Here is a 17,028-nt window from a genome sequence, read left to right on the forward strand (position 1 = left end):
TCTCATCCGACGCCGCAAAACCGTCCGCTAGGCTCAATTGGCCAAGCACTCGATCGACCATCGCGAATCCCTCCTCGCCGGATATCCGCATGGAATCACCGATCCGATTCTGTGCAAAGCCCTCACAGGGGGAGAAGGAGAGAACTTACGCTGCTTCGTTCACCGCACGGCTGAGGCGGCGGACCTCTTCGTCGTTGAGCAGGCCGCCGGCGCGCAGCAGGGCGGCGAAGCGGCCGTTGCGCAGCGACAGCTCGGTGAAGCCGCCCATCTCGACCACCCTGCCCTTGTCCATGAAGACGACGAGATCGGCGTCGCGGACCGTGGTCAGGCGGTGGGCGATGATGAAGGTCGTGCGGTTGCGGCGCAATTCGTCGATCGCCTCCTTGACGCGATCCTCGGTTTCGACGTCGAGCGCGCTGGTCGCCTCGTCGAGCACCAGGATCGGCGCATCCTTGAGCACGGCGCGGGCGATGGCGATACGCTGGCGCTCGCCGCCCGAGAGCTGGCCGCCGCGCTCGCCGACGACGGTGTCGTAGCCGCCGCTCTTGGCCAGGATGAAGTCCTGGGCGGCGGCGGCATTGGCGGCGGCGTGGATTTCGTCATTGCTCGCATCGGCGCGGCCGACGCGGATGTTGTCCTCGATCGAGCGGTTGAGCAGGCCGGCGTCCTGGAAGACGGTGGCGATCGAATGGCGCAGCGACTTGCGGGTCACCGTGCGGGTATCGATGCCGTCGATCAGGATGCGGCCGCTGGCCGGCGTGAAGACCCGCTGCAACAGATTGATCAGCGTCGTCTTGCCGGCGCCGGTCGGGCCGACGATGGCGACCGTCTGGCCGGCCTGGACCTCGAAGGAGATGTCCTCGATGCCGTGGCCCGAATTGGCGAACTCGAAGCTGACATTCTCGAAGCGGACATGGCCGGTGACGTTGGTCAATTCGCGCAATCCGTCCGGCTCGGCGGTCTCGGCAGCCGAATCCTCGAGATGATAGAAGTCCTCGAGCTTGGCGCGGGCCTCGGAAATCTGCGTGGTGAAGGCCGACATCTGGTCGAGACGGGCGATCAGCATTCCGGCAAAGCCGGTGAACGCGACGACGTCGCCGACGCGGAGCTGGCCACGGGTGACGAGGTAAGCGCCGATCGAGAGCACGATCATCATCGAGATGGTCGAGGACAGGCGGTTCAGCGCGTTGGCGATTGCCCACCAGTCGAGCACCGGGTTCTGCGCGTCGAGCAGATCCTTCACATAGCGCTTCAGCGTCGCGGTCTCGTGGCCGATGCGGTTGTAGCTCTGCAGCACGGCGACATTGCTGACGCTGTCGGTCACGTGGGCAAACACGGTGTGGTAGTGGCGTTCCACGGCAGTCTGCCCCGACTTGGTGCGGCGCATGACGATGCGGCCGATGCCAACGTAGAGCACGCCCAGGCCAAGCAGCACGACGGACATGCGGATGTCCATGGACAGCGCGGTCGGCACCAGCAGCACCAGCGCGATGGCCGTCGAGAGATGCACGCGCATGAATTCGAGCCACAGGCTGAACAGAGTCTCGACCGCGCGCAGCAGCGTGTGAAGGGAATTGGATGTGCCGCGCTGATGGTGCCAGGCAAGCGGCATGGTGATGACGCGCTCGAAGGACTGGCACAGCACTTCGGAGCGGCGGGCATGGGCGAAGCGATCGGCGCCGCGCGCCACCAGCACGAAGGCGACGACGTTGAAGGCACCGAGAGCGGCCCAGACGGCGAGCGTCGAAAACACAGCGCCCTTTTCGGAGATGGCACCGATCACCCGGCCCAGCAGGATGGGTTCGAGGATCGCGATCGCCGCGAGCGCGACGTTGGCGCCGCAAATCAGCGCAACGCGCTTCTTGTCGGACGCCAGATAACCCAGCGCTCTAAAGTAGATCTGCAGAAGTGACACTTCAGCTACTCCGCCAAACTCTTATCTGTGCTCAATGCCCGAATTGTGCACCGCACCATTTTTTGACACGTATCGGTTAACGTGTCGCGAAACAATGCGTCGTCTATCGCTTCCGTTCCCATTTAGCGAACAAAAGATGACGACGGTACGAAATCTGACGTGATCACCTAACGGTTTGAGATAAAAGGTGAAATGTCAGGCTTGCGGCAAAATAATGGCACTTGCCTCGCGCTGCCACATTTTTAATCACAAGCTGCTTGCTTAGGCTGCCCTAAAGGAAGGCGCACGATCGGACGCGAGAGCCGCGCCAAGTAAAAAAGGAGATCGGCCGCGCACCCCGAGGGATGCGCGGCCGATGAACCAAACCTTTGATTTTACGCAGGTATCCTGACGACGACCTCGGCCTTGTTGCCGGCTTTCGGCTCGAAAGAGGCCGATTTTTTCTTCGAACCATCGACTTCCAGCGAGATCGACTTGGTCTTTTTGTCGCGGATAACGCGAAGCTTGACCTCGCCGTCGAACATCTTGAGCGTCGCAGCGTAGCCGTCCCAGTGTCGGGGCAGCTTCGGCCTAAACGTGATCTCCTTGCCACGCCGCTCGATACCTAGAATGCCCTCCACCGCGGCGCGGTAAAGCCAGCCGGCCGAGCCCGTGTACCAGGTCCAGCCGCCACGGCCGCCCTTGCCTTCGCCGGCATAGATGTCGGCGGCCACGACATAGGGTTCGACGCGATAATGCTCGGCCGCCGCCTCGTCCGAGGCGTGGTTGACCGGGTTCAGCATCGAGAAGCAGCGATAAGCCTCGTCGGTGCGGCCCATTTCGGCCAGCGCGATGACGAACCAGGTCGCGGCATGGGTGTATTGGCCGCCATTCTCGCGCACGCCCGGCGGATAGCTCTTGATATAGCCGGGATCCTTCTCGCTTTTCGAGAAGGGCGGCGTGAACAGCTTGACGATCTTGAGCTCATCATCGACCAGCATATTGGTCGCCTGTTCCATGGCCGTCGTCGAACGGGCAGGATCGCCTTCGCCCGACAGCACGCTCCAGGATTGGGCGATGGAGTCGATCTTGCACTCGTCCGAATTGTGCGAGCCGAGCGGCGTGCCGTCGTCGAAGCTGCCGCGCCGGTACCACTGGCCGTCCCAGGCGGTGCTTTCCAGGGCCCGCTTCAGCGCGTCCGCATGCTTGGTCCAGGCCTGGGCCCGTTTGGTGTCACCCTGCCCCTTGGCGACAGGCGCGAAGTCGGTGAGCGTCTTCAAGAGGAACCAGCCCAGCCACACGCTCTCGCCCTTGCCGCCGTCGCCGACACGGTTCATGCCGTCGTTCCAGTCGCCGCCGAGGATCAGCGGCAGGCCGGCAGGGCTGCTGCGCTTGATCGCGAGATCGAGCGCCCGCGCGCAATGGTCATAGAGCGGCGCGGTGTTCTTGGTGATCTCGGGCGTGAAGAAGGCGTCATGCTCGCCCTCGCCGAGCTGCTGCCCGTCGATGAAGGGCAACTGCTCCTTGAGGATGCCGGCGTCGCCCGTCACCTCGATGTAGCGGGCCGTCGCATGCGCCAGCCAGACGACGTCGTCCGAGATCATGGTGCGCACCCCGGCATCGGTGCGCGGCAGCCACCAGTGCTGCACGTCACCTTCCGGGAACTGCCGGCGTGCCGCATTCAGGATCTGGTCGCGCGCCAGCTTCGGATCGTGCGCCAGAAGGGAGAGCGTATCCTGCAACTGGTCGCGGAAGCCGAAGGCGCCGCTCGCCTGGTAGAAAGCCGAGCGCGCGCGGATGCGGCAGGCCAGGCTCTGGTAAGGCAGCCAGTGGTTGACCATGGCGTTCATCGCCTCGTCCGGCGTCTCGACCTGGATGGTGTCTAGGAAGCCGCGCCAGGTCTTTTCGTTGTCGGCCAGGCGCTGATCGAAATCCTTGCCGCGATGGGTCTGCACCAGCGCGCTTGCCTCGGCGGGCGTGGCCGCGTCGCCAAGCAGCCAGAGCAGCGTGACGTCGCCGCCGGCCGGAATGTCGATATCGCTGGCGACAACCGCGCAAGGGTCGTCGCCGGCCTCGATACGGCCGGAAAGCGCAAGCCCGCCAAGCACGGACTGCGGATATTCGGTCGTGCCGTGCCTGCCGATGAACTCGCTGCGGTCGGCGGTTACCGAATGGACAGGATGGCTGGCCGCCAGGAAGGCGACACGCTCGCCGAAGTCCAGACCATAGGGGTTCTGCGCCAGCATGGCGCCGGTGGCGGCGTCGCGCGACGGCACGATGGTCGCCGCCGTGCGCGAGCGATGGCCGCCCAGCACCCATTCGGCATAGGCGTAAATGCGCAGCCGCGCCGGCGCCGGGCCGGCGTTCTGGATGCGCAACCGCGTGATCTTCACCGGATCGGCCGGATCGACCACCTGCGTCAGGTCCATCGACAGCGAACCGCGCTTGGAGCGGAAGGTCGAGAAACCCTGTCCGTGCCAGGTCTCATAGGTCATCGACGGATCGCGCACCATCGCGGCCATCGGCGAGAAGGCCTTCCCGCTCAGCTGGTCATAGATATAGAAGCCCTCGCCCGGCCGGTTCGACACCGGGTCGTTCGACCACGGCGTCAACTGGTAGTCGCGGCTGTTGCGGCTCCAGGTGAAACCGGCGCCTTCCGCCGAGACGTGGAAGCCAAAGGAGGCGTTCGAGATGACGTTGATCCAGGGCTGCGGCGTCGACCGCCGCCCGGTCAGCCGTGTCACATAGTGGCGGCCGTCGCCGTCGAAGCCGCCAAAGCCGTTCCAGAGGCGCAGACCGCTGCCATCGGCGGCGATGTCGCCTCCGCCCTGGCTTGCCGGCACCGGCAGGGGCAGCGGCGGGCTGGGCTCGCGCGGCGAGCCGCCCTCCGCCTGCAGCAAGGCATCGCGGGCCTGGAGGGCCGCGGTCTCGGCGCGTTCGAGCTGGTCGAAGATCGTGCCGTTGCGGGTATGCAGGACGACGCGCGCGACCGACAGCAAGGTCTTGTAGGTCGGCTCGTCCATCAGGTCGCGGCGCACCGCGAAGATGTGCTGGCGGGGTCCCAGCTCGCGGCCGCGCAGGCGGCTGTTCTCGCACAGCGTCTCCACCGCGCGCTGCAGGTCCTGCACATAAGACGAGGCCTGCTCGTTGACGACGACGAAGTCGATCATCATACCGCGAGCGCGCATGTATTCCTGGAAGCGCAGCGCCTGGGCGACGATCTCGAGATCGGCGACGTCGCCGATACGCACGAGGAAGATCGGGAAATCGCCGGAGATGCTGGTCGGCCACAGGCTCGACTGGCGGCCGAGGCCCGAGGCGATGGATTCGGCCGGCAGGCGCAGGAACGGATCGGGATAGATCAGGTAGCGCGCCAGCTTCTGCACATTGGCCGCATCGGTGAGGCTGAGCCCCATATGGCGTGTCTGCACCTGGCTGCGCGTCCAGGCAAGCATGGCCTGGCGGGCGAAGCTTTCCTGGTGGTCTAGCCGGGCGATCGCCTGGTCGAGCTCCTCGCGAGTGGCGCCGACGGCAGTCCAGAAGGTCAGCGAGATCTTCTTATTGGCCGGCACGCGCACTTGGCGGCGCAGCGCCGCCACGGGGTCGAGCGTAAAACCCTGGCTGCCGGAGAGCCTGACGCCGGGATCGAAGGCGACGGCATCGGCGATGGTGCGGCCACGGCCGATGAAGGCGCGCCGGTCGGTCTCGGCCTCGGCGTCGCGCGACGGGCCCGAGGGATCGGTGACGAAATGCACCATGGTGAGGTCGGGGTCGTTCTTGTCGCGCTTGCGCCGCGTGGCGAAGATCGCGCCGTTGTTTGGCGCGATCTCGGTCTCGACGAACATCTTGGAAAACGCCGGATGCGCGTTGTCCGAGGCCTCGTTGCCAAGCACCAGCTCGGCGAAGGACGTCACCTCGATATGCCGGTCGGTGGCGCCGTCATTATAGAGCGTGATGCGGCGGCCTTCGCCATTGCCCTCGGAAATGACGATGCATTCGACCTCGGAACGCAGCGATCCGACCGATTTGGTGAAGCTCGCCTTGTCGTCGGCAAACAGCGTCTGCACGCGCTCGCCCTCTGCGCGCTTCGGCTCGGCCGTAGCCGACCACCAGTCGCCGGTCGCGGTGTCGCGCAGGAAGATATAGTAGCCGAGGCGATCCTCGCTCGGATCCGGCTGCCAGCGGGTCACGGCAAGTTCGCCGAAGCGGCTGTAGCCGGAGCCGGTCGCGGTGACCATGACTGAATAGCGGCCATTGGACATGACGTTGGTCGCCCGCAGCGCCTTGATCGGGTCGAGGATGATGCGGCTGTCCGGGCTCTCTGTCTCGGCCGTGTCCTTGGAGCGCTCGTCGGCTTCCGTCCTGACGGTTGCGGTCGGAATGTCGCGCGGCGCCTTCTCCTGCAACAGCAGCTCGGCCGACTCGATCACCGGGTCGCTGTGGAAACGCTCGCGCAGCCGGCCCTCGAAAATGGCGTCGGCGACCGCCGCGATCGACATGCCGGAATGGTGCGCCATGTAGTTCTGCACCACCGCGTGGTCGGCGCCTTCGGGCACGCGCTGCGGGGTGAAATCGACGGCGTCATAGAAGCCGTGACGGCCAAGCGCGCCGATCGAGCGCAGCCGCTGCAGGTTCTGCACCGCCTCGCGCGGGCTGAACTGCGCAGCCAGGATCGTCGCGTAAGGCGCAATCACGGTGTTCTGGCCAAGGCCGCGCTTCAGGCCGAGGCCGGGCACGCCGAAATTGGTGTATTGATAGGTGAGTTCGCGATCGCGGGCATTGTAGGCCGCTTCCGAAATGCCCCAGGGCACGTTCTTGGAACGCGCATACTGGATCTGGCGCTTGATGATGAGCTTGCTGGTCTGGTTGAGGATCGAGCCCTGCGGCTCCTTCATCACCAGCGGCGGCATCAGATACTCGAACATCGAGCCCGACCAGGACATCAGGGCGCCCTGGAAGCCGATCTCGACGATCGGGCGTCCCAGACGGAACCAATGCTCGGTCGGCAGGTCGCCCTTGGCGATGGCGAACAGGCTGGTGAGCCGCGCCTCGGAAGCGAGAAGGTCATAGCAGCTCTCGTCGAGCTGGCGGTCCTCGACGCGGTAGCCGATCGAGAGCAGCTTGCGCTCCTGCCGCATCAGGAAGGAGAAATCCATCTCGAAGGCATAGCGGCGGCACCGCTCGCGCAAGGCGAGCAGCTTGGCGCGCAGAGCGGCGACGGCGCTCTCGTCATTGTGCGAATCATGCACATGCGCCTCGCAGGTCGCCTCCAGCCTGGCCGCCCAATCGGCGATGATATCGCTTTTCGGAGAGGTTGCCTCGGTGTGGATGGCGGTGGCGAGCTTGCGGATCTCGCCCGCGAGCACAGCAAGATTGATGGTGCGGATCGATGCCATCTCAGGCTGGGCCTTGATGGTCGCCACCGCGCGTCGCATGCCATCCAGACGGTCGGCCAGCCGCTGGCGCAGCGGCCGCAACTGCCGGCGGTCGTCCGGCAGCTCGTCCAGGCTTTCGTCGAGAATGGTGACGGTGTCGATGATGCCTTCGAAATCGCCCTGCAGGTGCACGGACGGGGCTTCGGCCCATTCGGCGCAGGAGGCCGCAACCGCGACCAGATGTCCGGCGAGATTGCCGCTGTCGACCGCGGAGATGTAGAGTGGATAGAGCGGCTTCAGTGTCGTCGTGTCGTACCAGTTATAGAGATGACCGCGATCGCGCGGCATGTTCTCGATCGTCGTCATCGTGGCGTCGATGCGGGTGATGGCGTCCGACAGGCTGATCCAGCCGAAATCGCGCGCCGACACCACCGAAAGCAGATAGACACCGATATTGGTCGGCGAGGTGCGCGGCGCCACCACCGGCGCCGGGCTCTCCTGGAAATTGTCCGGCGGCAGGTGATGCTGCTCGGCCGTCACGAAGGTCTCGAAATAGTGCCAGGTGCGGCGCGCGAAGGTGCGCAGCGCGTGGATGTCGGCGGGTGAGATGCGCAGCCTGTCCTCGGTCTCGGCCGAACGGCTGATCCAGCAGGCGACCGCGGGCGAGGCGATCCAGAAGATGGCGAAGAAGAAGGCGACGAAGGCGCCGGTGGAATCGGCCAGCACGGGAATGGCGAGGCCGACGACGCCAATGATCACCGCGCCGTACATCATGCCGTAATAGGCGCCGAGATCGTTGCCGCCCTTGGCGGCTTGCGAGGCGGTGCGCCATTCCAGAAGATTTTGCCGGCTGACGAATAGCCGGTAGATGGTGCGGATGATGGCATCGCCCATCATCCAGGCGAGATGCGCCATGAGAAGCACCTTGAGCGCCACTAGTGCTGTGCCGAACACGGTGTCGCGGGCCAAAGCGGAGAAGTGGCCGCGCGGCGTCTGGTCGCCGCTCTTCGGCAGGATGCCGTTCACGATGTCGAAGGTCGGCGCCATGAACAGGCTGAGGATCATAAGAGCCTGCCACTGCGCGGCCTGGGTGAAGGGCAGCAGCGTCCAGCCGGCGACGCAGGCCATGACCCAGAAGATCGGGGTAACCGAGCGGCGCAGATTGTCGACCATCTTCCAGCGCGACAGCGCAGGCACGCCGGAGCGCGGGTCGAAGATATGGCCGAGCAACTGCCAGTCACCGCGCGCCCAGCGATGGTGGCGCGAGGCGTCGACCGAGTAGCGGGTCGGATAATCCTCGACCAGCTCGACATCGGTGACCAGCGCGGCGCGCGCCAGTGCGCCCTCGAGCAGATCGTGGCTGAGGATGGTGTTCTCGTCGATGCGGTTCTTCAGCGCCGCCTCGAAGGCATCGACATGGTAAAGGCCCTTGCCGGTGAAGGACCCGTCGCCGAAGACGTCCTGATAGACGTCGGAGACGGCAAACACATAGGGGTCGAGACCGCGATTTGCCGAGAAGACGCGCTGGAAGAAGGAGGCATCGTCGCCGCTGGTGAGCGAAGCCGTGATGCGCGGCTGCAGGATGGTGTAGCCGGCTGTGACGACGTGCTTGACCGGATCGAAATGCGGGCGGTTGAGCGGATGGGCGAGCTTGCCGACCAAGCTGGAAACCGCATCGCGCGTGGTGCGCGTGTCGGCGTCGAGCGTCATCACATAGACGACCTTTTCCGGCAGCGGCACGTCGAGCGGCAGGAAGGTGGTGTCGCTGTCACCGCGCAAAAGAAGGTTCAGCTCATGCAGCTTGCCGCGCTTGCGCTCCCAGCCCATCCAGCAGCCCTGCGCCTGATTGTAGAGCCGGCGCCGGTGCAGGAGGTAGAAGCGGGGCGAGCCGTCCGACGGATAGCGTGCATTGAGCCTGGCGATCTCGTCGCGGGCATATTGCAGGATCTCGATATCGGCGGCGTCGATCTCGGTCTTGGAGTCCGGCCAGTCGGACAAGAGCGCGAAATGGATTTCCTCGGCCGTGTTGGCGAGGTGATGCACCTCGATGTTGCGGATGTTTTCCTCGACATCATCGCGCGAGCCGATCAGCGACGGAACCACGACCATCGTGCGCGACTCGGCCGGTATGCCGTGCTTGTTGTAGTCGTAGCCGACAAGCCGGGTCGGCTTGAGAAACAGCGCCACCACGGTGTTGAAGAAGGCCAGCGCGCCCTCGCTGGCAGGCACGGCGAACAGCGCCAGCATCAGCGTGATCGATTCCACCGACAGGCCGAGATTGACGAGCGCTTTGCCCGACAGCACCAGCAGCAGCGCCGTCAACAGGAAGACCGGCACGACAATGCCCAGCCAGCCGGCGCTGGCAAAGCCTCGTTTGAAGGTCACATGGAAAGGCGGCCGGTAGCCGATCGCCTTTTCCAGCTCCTGCCGGCGCGGGCCGACCAGGAAAAAGCCGACATCGGTGTGCACGGCCGGGTCCGCTGTTTCCGGCAGGCCGGACGCATCGGTGAGGCCGGGGGTGTGACCGGCGAGCTCGATCGCCTTTTCGGCGACGCGGTACTCGGAGAGATGCGAGCGGCGCGCCAGCTGTTCGATCGCGGTGCGGTACTGGTCGCGCGAGAAGAAATCGAGGTTGGCGAAATCGGTCTTTTCACGCAGCAGCGTGTCGATGCGGCTGACGCCCTCGAACCAGACCGTCCAGTCGACGTCGTTGATGAGGCGCAAACCGCGAATGATGTTGCCGGTGGTGACATTGCCCGAGGACAGCGTCTGATGCTCGGAGATGATGATCTCCTCGGCGTCGGAGCCGGTCTTTTCGAGCTCGCCTTCCAGCCATTCCAGCGCGCGGCCGGCGTTCTGCGACCCGTCGCGCAGGCGGTAGAGCAGTTGGGTGGCGAAAGTGGTGTCCTGCGCATGCGCGCTGTAGTGCGACAGGATCCTGGTGCGGTCGGCATTGTCGTCGGTCGCCAGAACCCGGTCGGCGACCTCGTTGGCGGTCTGGCGCATTTGCCTGGTGCGCTCGACGCGCACGGCGATGCGGCGCAGATTCTCGATCAGCACGAAGCGCAGCAGCGACGGCAGCGCCCAGAGCTCGCCGATCTTCATCGGCTCGACCGACTGGAAGCCCTCGACGATCGCCTTGAACATGCTGGCCGACACGGAGCTGTCGGAATGCTCGACATAGCTCCAGGCGACGACGAAGGCGCGCGGCAGCACCGTGCCGTCGCCGAGCGTGAGCGTCGGCAGCTGCCGGTAGAAGCGGCGCGGCAGGTCGCGCTTGACCTGGAAGATGGTCTCCTCGACCAGATAATTGTTGTCGAGCAGCCATTGCGCGGCCGGCGTGATGGTCTCGCCCTTGGCCTGCGCGGCATTGGTCGAGCGGTAGACTTCGAGAATCTTCTTGGCGCTGTCGCGGATGCGGGCCTGGAACTCGAAAGGAGCGAGGCCGAACAATTCCTTGACCTCGCCCTTGGCGAGCGCGACGCCCAAGGCGCGCAGCCGATCCTCAGGCAGGAAATTGGAGCGTATCGGCGCATCCGTCGCCGCCGGGAAGCCGGCGCTTGTCAGTTCGATCTTGTTGGGATTGGTCTGAATGTTCATTGAAAATTCCGTAAGCGGGGGCGCAATGCGGCGTCACCGCCACGGCAATGGCCCTAAAACCGGTTCAATTGCAATTGGTTGCATCACTGATCGGCCGAAAGTTTGTTTTGCGCACCACAACCGGGGCGTGCCCTTTCGACAGCTCGTGGGCGAACGCCCCTCACTCTCCGCCCCCGGTTGGATCAGGGCAAGGATTCGGGCTTTTTCGTGATACATGCAAGGGGCCGGGCGATAATTCGCCCGAGCCGCGATCATGTTTGGCAACAGCCGTTAACGGTTGGCCGCGAGGCGGTGGAGCCCGATCACGAAAAGCAGGCCCGGCCCCTTGGGCTGAAGCCGCATTTCCGGGCTGTCGCGATGGAGGATCAGCGTGTCGAGCGGTCCGAGGCTCGACGCATCGTCCGTGAAGAGGGTGGCGCCGGCGCCGACGGCAAGAACGAGCGTGGTGTCGGCGCGCGGCGTGATCCGAATCTCGGCGGTGAAAGACCGGCGCTCGACCTCATGGGCCACGCGGCCGCGGCGGGTCATGATGTTGAGATCGGTGATCGGACCGCCGATCAGCGCCGCACCGGTGGGTATGTCGCCCGGAAAGGCGAGCGGCGCCGAAGCCGAGGTCAACCGCAGCGGCGGCCGGCCGGCGACGTCAAGGACAATCCCCTCGCCTTCCAGCACCGACAATGTTCGGTCTACGCCTGCGAAGCTTGAGAACGGCCCGCTGGTCTCGACGCGGGCCATGGAAATGCGCCAGTCGAAATCGTCGAGTCCGGCTCCGTCAGGCGAAACGGCGATTTCGGTGGTCGTGCCGCCTCCATTCTTCCACGGCATGACGCGGTAATCGGCGGCACGAAGGATGCGCATTTGGATCAGCCCAGGATGCCCGGCAGGTTGAGCTGGTGCTCCCTGGCGCACTGGATGGCGATGTCGTAGCCGGCATCGGCATGGCGCATGACGCCGGTCGCCGGGTCGTTCCACAGCACGCGCTCCAAGCGCTTTGCTGCCTCGGGCGTGCCGTCGGCGACGATCACCATGCCGGCATGCTGCGAGAAGCCGATGCCGACGCCGCCGCCATGGTGCAGCGACACCCAGGTGGCGCCGGACGCGGTGTTGAGCAGCGCGTTGAGCAGCGGCCAATCGGAAACGGCGTCGGAGCCATCCTTCATCGCTTCGGTCTCGCGGTTCGGCGACGCGACCGAGCCGGAATCGAGATGGTCGCGGCCGATGACGACCGGCGCCTTGAGCTCGCCCTTGGCGACCATTTCGTTGAAGGCGAGGCCGAGCCGGTGGCGGTCGCCGAGGCCGACCCAGCAGATGCGCGCCGGCAATCCTTGGAACGAGATGCGCTCGCGCGCCATGTCGAGCCAGTTGTGCAGATGGGTGTTGCCGGGGGTGAGCTCGCGCACCTTGGCGTCGGTCTTGTAGATGTCTTCCGGATCGCCCGAGAGCGCGGCCCAGCGGAACGGGCCGATGCCGCGGCAGAACAGCGGCCGGATATAGGCCGGCACGAAGCCCGGGAATGCAAAGGCGTTCTCGAAACCCTCGTCCTTGGCGACCTGGCGGATGTTGTTGCCGTAGTCGAGCGTCGGCACTCCGGCGTTCCAGAATGCCACCATCGCCTCGACATGCTCGCGCATCGAGGCGCGGGCGGCCTTTTCGACGGCCTTCGGATCCGAGATGCGCTTCTCGCGCCACTCGGCCATCGTCCAGCCCTTCGGCAGATAGCCGTTGATCGGGTCATGCGCCGAAGTCTGGTCGGTAAGGATGTCGGGGCGGATGCCGCGCCTGAACATCTCCGGCACGATCTCGGCGGCGTTGCCGAGCAGTCCGACCGATTTTGCTTCGCCGGCCTTGGTCCAGCGATTAATCATCTCCATGGCTTCGTCGAGCGTCTCGGCCTTCTCGTCGAGATAGCGGGTGCGCAGGCGAAAATCGATCGAGTCCGGATTGCACTCGATCGCGAGGCAGGAAGCACCGGCCATGACGGCCGCCAAGGGCTGGGCGCCACCCATACCGCCGAGGCCGCCGGTCAGGATCCACTTGCCCTTGAGGTCGCCGTTGTAGTGCTGGCGACCGGCCTCGACGAAGGTCTCATAGGTGCCCTGAACGATGCCCTGTGTGCCGATGTAGATCCAGGAGCCGGCCGTCATTTGGCCGTACATCATCAGGCCCTTCTTATCGAGCTCGTTGAACTTCTCCCAGGTCGCCCAGTGCGGCACGATGTTGGAGTTGGCGATGAGCACGCGCGGAGCGTTGGAATGGGTTTTGAACACGCCGACGGGCTTGCCCGACTGCACCAGCAGCGTCTCATCCTCGCCCAGCGTCTTCAGCGAAGCGACGATGCGGTCGAAATCGTTCCAAGTGCGCGCCGCCCTGCCGATGCCGCCATAAACTACGAGTTCGTTCGGGTTCTCAGCGACCTCCGGGTCGAGATTGTTCATCAGCATGCGCAGCGGCGCTTCCGTCGTCCAGTAGCGGGCGTTGAGCTTGTCGCCGCGCGGGGCGCGCACTTCACGTATGTTGTGGCGGGGATCGGTCATCATTGTCCCTTTCAAGCAAGGCGGGCGGCGCGGGTCAGCGCCCGGCCCAGTCAATGGCGGTTTCGAGGATTGTTTTCAGCGTGGCGCGGATCGGCGCGGCATAGGTGGCATCGTAAGGCACCGGCCAATTTTCCGGCGAGCCCTTCCCGGCCGGCTCGCGCATGTAGCCCCGGTTGGAGAGCTCCATCTGCAGCGCGTGGACGCCGTTTTGAGGCTGGCCGAAGCTGCGGGTGATCCAGCCGCCCTTGAAGCGGCCGTTGACCACCCAGGTCTCGCCGGTCGCAGCGAGGATGGCGGCCACTTTTTCCTGCAGCAAGGGATCCGTGCTCTTGCCGTCATTGGTGCCAAGGTTGAAGACCGGCAGCGTGCCTTCGAACAGGCGCGGCAGCACCGAACGGATCGAATGGCAGTCGTAGAGCACGATCCGGTCATGCATGCCGCGCAGCCGATCGATCTCGGCCTGGAGGGCGGCGTGGTAGGGAACGAAATAGGTCTCGCGACGCTGGTCGATCTCAGCCGGCGTCGGCTCCTCGCCCATGCGATAGAGCGGATCGCCGTCAAAAGTTTCCGTCGGGCAAAGGGTTGTCGTCGCCTGGCCGGGATAGAGCGAAACGCCCGATGGATCGCGATTGATGTCGATAACGGTGCGCGAGATTGCGGTGTGGACGACCGTGGCGCCGAGGTCGGCGGCGAAATCATAGAGCTTGTCGATCCACCAGTCGCAGTCGCGCCGGCCGAGCCAAGGCGAGACGAGGCGCGAGTCGAGGCCGGCAAGGTCAATGCCGGTGTGCGGGATCGAGACCAGCAGCGGTGCGGTGCCCTGGGTGACGGTGAGCCAGCTTGGTGAGGCCATCATGCCGCTCCCGCGATCGACGGCAGCTTCACGGCACCCGCCGCCTTCACCGCGGCGCCGCTGCGGACCATGGCGATCGCCTTTTCCATGTCGGGATGGAAATGGCGGTCATTGTCGAGATGCGGGACTTCGGCCCGCACCAGCTTGCGCACCGCCTCCAGCGCCTCGCTGGACGCAAGGGGCGCGTGAAAATCGCAGCCTTGCGCCGCGGCCAGCAATTCGATGCCGATAACGGCGGTCGCATTCTCGATCATGCCGAGCAGCCGGCGTGCGCCATGGGCGGCCATCGAGACATGATCTTCCTGGTTGGCCGAGGTCGGAATGGAATCGACGCTCGCCGGATAGGCCTTCTGCTTGTTTTCGGAAACGAGCGCCGCCGCCGTCACCTGCGGGATCATGAAACCGGAGTTCAGACCCGGCTTCGGCGTCAGGAAGGCCGGCATGCCCGACAGCGCCGGGTCGACCAGCATGGCGATGCGACGCTCCGACAGCGAGCCGATCTCGCAAACCGCAAGCGCGATCATGTCGGCGGCGAAGGCCACCGGCTCGGCGTGGAAATTGCCGCCTGACAGCGCGGTGTCGTCCTCGGCAAAAATCAGCGGATTATCGGTGACGCCATTGGCCTCCGTCTCAAGCGTATCGGCGGCCTTGCACAGCACGTCGAGCGCGGCGCCCATCACCTGCGGCTGGCAGCGCAGGCAGTACGGATCCTGTACGCGCTCGTCGCCGACACGGTGCGATTCACGAATGGCGCTGCCGGCCATAAGGTTGCGCAGCGCGTCCGCGGTTTCGATCTGGCCGCGATGCTTGCGCAGCAGATGGATGCGCGGGTCGAAGGGTGCGTCGGAGCCTCGGGCGGCATCGGTCGACAGCGCGCCGGCGACCAGCGCCGACTGGTAAAGCACCTCGGCCTCGAACAGGCCGGCGAGCGCGAAGGCGGTCGAGAACTGCGTGCCGTTGAGCAGCGCGAGCCCCTCCTTGGCGCCTAATGTCACCGGCTCCAGTCCATGCGAGACGAAGGCGACCTTGGCCGGGAACCGGCCATGCGGGGTAAAGCATTCGCCGACCCCGATCATGACCGCGGTCATATGCGCGAGTGGCGCGAGGTCGCCGGAAGCACCGACCGAACCTTGCGCCGGCACAACCGGAATGACGTCGTTGGCGAGCATCCCTTGAAGCAGGTCGATGGTCTCGGCGCGCACGCCGGAAGCGCCCTGAGCAAGGCTGGCGAGCTTCAGTGCCATCATCAGCCGCACCACGGCGACGGGCATCGGCTCGCCGACGCCGGCGGCATGCGACAGTACGATGTTGCGCTGGAGCGTTTCGAGATCGTCAGCCGGGATGCGGACGCTGGCCAGTTTGCCGAAGCCGGTGTTGATGCCATAGACCGGCTCGCCCTTGGCGACGATGCGGGCGACGGCCTCGGTGCTCGCCTTGATCTTCGGCCGGCAAGCGGCGTCAAGCTTCGGCACAGCGCCGCGATAGATGGCGCGCCAGTCGGCAAGCGTGGCGCTGCCGGGCTTCAGGGTAAGTTCCGTCATTGTCCTCTCCAGATACGGGCATGGAGCGGGTTGAAGCCCATGCGGTAGACGAGTTCGGCCGGGCGCTCGATTTCCCAGATGGCGAGGTCGGCCGATTTGCCGGCTTCCAACGTGCCGGTCTGGCCCAACAGGCCAAGGGCGCGCGCAGCCTCGCGGGTGACGCCAGCCAGGCATTCGTCGACAGTCATGCCGAACAGCGTCGCGGCCATGTTCATGGTGAGCAGCAGCGAGGCGAGCGGCGAGGTGCCGGGATTGGAGTCGGTGGCGACAGCCATTTTTACGCCGTGGCGGCGAAAGAGATCGACCGGCGGCTTCTTCGTCTCGCGGATGAAGTAGTAGGCGCCGGGCAGGATGGTCGCCACGGTGCCGGCCTTGGCCATCGCTTCGGCGCCGGCTTCGTCCGTATATTCAAGATGGTCGGCAGAAAGCGCGCCATAGCGGGCGGCAAGTGCCGCGCCATGCAGGTTGGAAAGCTGGTCGGCGTGGAGTTTTACGGGTAGGCCGAGCGCCTTCGCCTTGTCGAACACGCGCGCCATTTGCTCCGGCGAGAAGGCGATGCCCTCGCAAAAGCCGTCGACCGCGTCGGCGAGTTTTTCAGCGGCAATCTCGGGGAGGATCGTGCCGGCGACGAGATCAATGAAGGCGTCCTTGTCACCCTTGGCTTCCGGCGGCAGCGCGTGCGCGGCAAGACATGTCGTGCGGACCGTGACGGGGCGCTCATTGGCCAGACGGCGGGCGGCGCGCAGCGACTTTTTCTCATTCTCGGCATCGAGGCCGTAGCCGGACTTGACCTCGACGGCGGTGACGCCTTCGGCGATCAGCGCATCGAGCCGCGGCAGCGTCTGGGCAACAAGCTCGTCTTCGCTCGCGGCGCGCAGCGACTTGACCGAGGAGACGATGCCACCGCCGGCGCGCGCCACTTCTTCATAGGTGGCGCCGGCCAGACGCATCTCGAATTCGTTGGCGCGGTTGCCGGCATAGACAAGATGGGTATGGCAGTCGATCAGGCCGGGCGTGATCCAGCGTCCAGAGCAATCGACGGTCTCGGCGCCCTGCCCGACCGAAGCCGGCATGTCGGCCTCGGGGCCGGCATAGAGAATAAGCCCGTCGCGCACGGCGATCGCGCCTTTTTCGACGATACCGAGACCGGCCGCACCCTCGGCCGTGGTCGCCAGGCGCGCATTGCGCCAGACCCGATGATCGCTCTTCCCGTTTGCTCCACCCATCATCT

General features: G+C 65.4%; 7 protein-coding genes. All 7 read right to left on the reverse strand.

What is annotated here, in order from left to right; all coding sequences use genetic code 11:
- Nucleotides 1–145: 145 nt before the first annotated feature.
- Nucleotides 146–1,915 (reverse strand): glucan ABC transporter ATP-binding protein/ permease, encoded by a 1,770-nt coding sequence (locus O7A05_RS22670; RefSeq protein ID WP_337095176.1) that lies wholly within the window; start codon nucleotides 1,913–1,915, stop codon nucleotides 146–148.
- Nucleotides 1,916–2,289: 374 nt separating this feature from the next.
- On the reverse strand, nucleotides 2,290–10,869 hold the full coding sequence (locus O7A05_RS22675) for a glycoside hydrolase family 94 protein (protein WP_337095177.1): 8,580 nt from the start codon (nucleotides 10,867–10,869) through the stop codon (nucleotides 2,290–2,292).
- A 270-nt stretch (nucleotides 10,870–11,139) separates the two neighbouring features.
- Nucleotides 11,140–11,727 carry a HutD/Ves family protein gene (locus O7A05_RS22680; protein WP_337095178.1) on the reverse strand — a complete coding sequence of 196 codons (588 nt, stop codon included), beginning with the start codon at nucleotides 11,725–11,727 and terminating at the stop codon, nucleotides 11,140–11,142.
- Between the two features lie 5 nt (nucleotides 11,728–11,732).
- Nucleotides 11,733–13,406, reverse strand: coding sequence for a urocanate hydratase (hutU, locus tag O7A05_RS22685; protein ID WP_337095179.1), 1,674 nt, complete (start codon nucleotides 13,404–13,406; stop codon nucleotides 11,733–11,735).
- Nucleotides 13,407–13,437: 31 nt separating this feature from the next.
- Nucleotides 13,438–14,259 carry an N-formylglutamate deformylase gene (gene hutG, locus O7A05_RS22690; protein WP_337095180.1) on the reverse strand — a complete coding sequence of 274 codons (822 nt, stop codon included), beginning with the start codon at nucleotides 14,257–14,259 and terminating at the stop codon, nucleotides 13,438–13,440.
- Nucleotides 14,256–15,797: a histidine ammonia-lyase gene (hutH, locus tag O7A05_RS22695; RefSeq protein WP_337095181.1), complete on the reverse strand. Its 1,542-nt coding sequence runs from the start codon at nucleotides 15,795–15,797 to the stop codon at nucleotides 14,256–14,258. Before hutH ends, hutG begins: the two co-directional genes overlap by 4 nt.
- Nucleotides 15,794–17,023 carry an imidazolonepropionase gene (gene hutI, locus O7A05_RS22700; protein WP_337095182.1) on the reverse strand — a complete coding sequence of 410 codons (1,230 nt, stop codon included), beginning with the start codon at nucleotides 17,021–17,023 and terminating at the stop codon, nucleotides 15,794–15,796. The genes hutH and hutI overlap by 4 nt, the downstream gene beginning before the upstream one ends.
- Between the last annotated feature and the right edge of the window lie 5 nt (nucleotides 17,024–17,028).

It is taken from the genome of Mesorhizobium argentiipisi (SeqCode) (genome assembly GCF_037179585.1).
In the GTDB taxonomy this organism is placed as follows: Bacteria; Pseudomonadota; Alphaproteobacteria; order Rhizobiales; family Rhizobiaceae; genus Mesorhizobium; species Mesorhizobium argentiipisi.

Coding starts and splice junctions, on each gene's coding strand:
- hutI (WP_337095182.1), bottom strand. CDS start 17,023: ATGGGTGGAGCAAACGGGAAGAGCGATCATCGGGTCTGGCGCAATGCG.
- hutH (WP_337095181.1), bottom strand. CDS start 15,797: ATGACGGAACTTACCCTGAAGCCCGGCAGCGCCACGCTTGCCGACTGG.
- O7A05_RS22675 (WP_337095177.1), bottom strand. CDS start 10,869: ATGAACATTCAGACCAATCCCAACAAGATCGAACTGACAAGCGCCGGC.
- hutU (WP_337095179.1), bottom strand. CDS start 13,406: ATGATGACCGATCCCCGCCACAACATACGTGAAGTGCGCGCCCCGCGC.
- hutG (WP_337095180.1), bottom strand. CDS start 14,259: ATGATGGCCTCACCAAGCTGGCTCACCGTCACCCAGGGCACCGCACCG.
- O7A05_RS22680 (WP_337095178.1), bottom strand. CDS start 11,727: ATGCGCATCCTTCGTGCCGCCGATTACCGCGTCATGCCGTGGAAGAAT.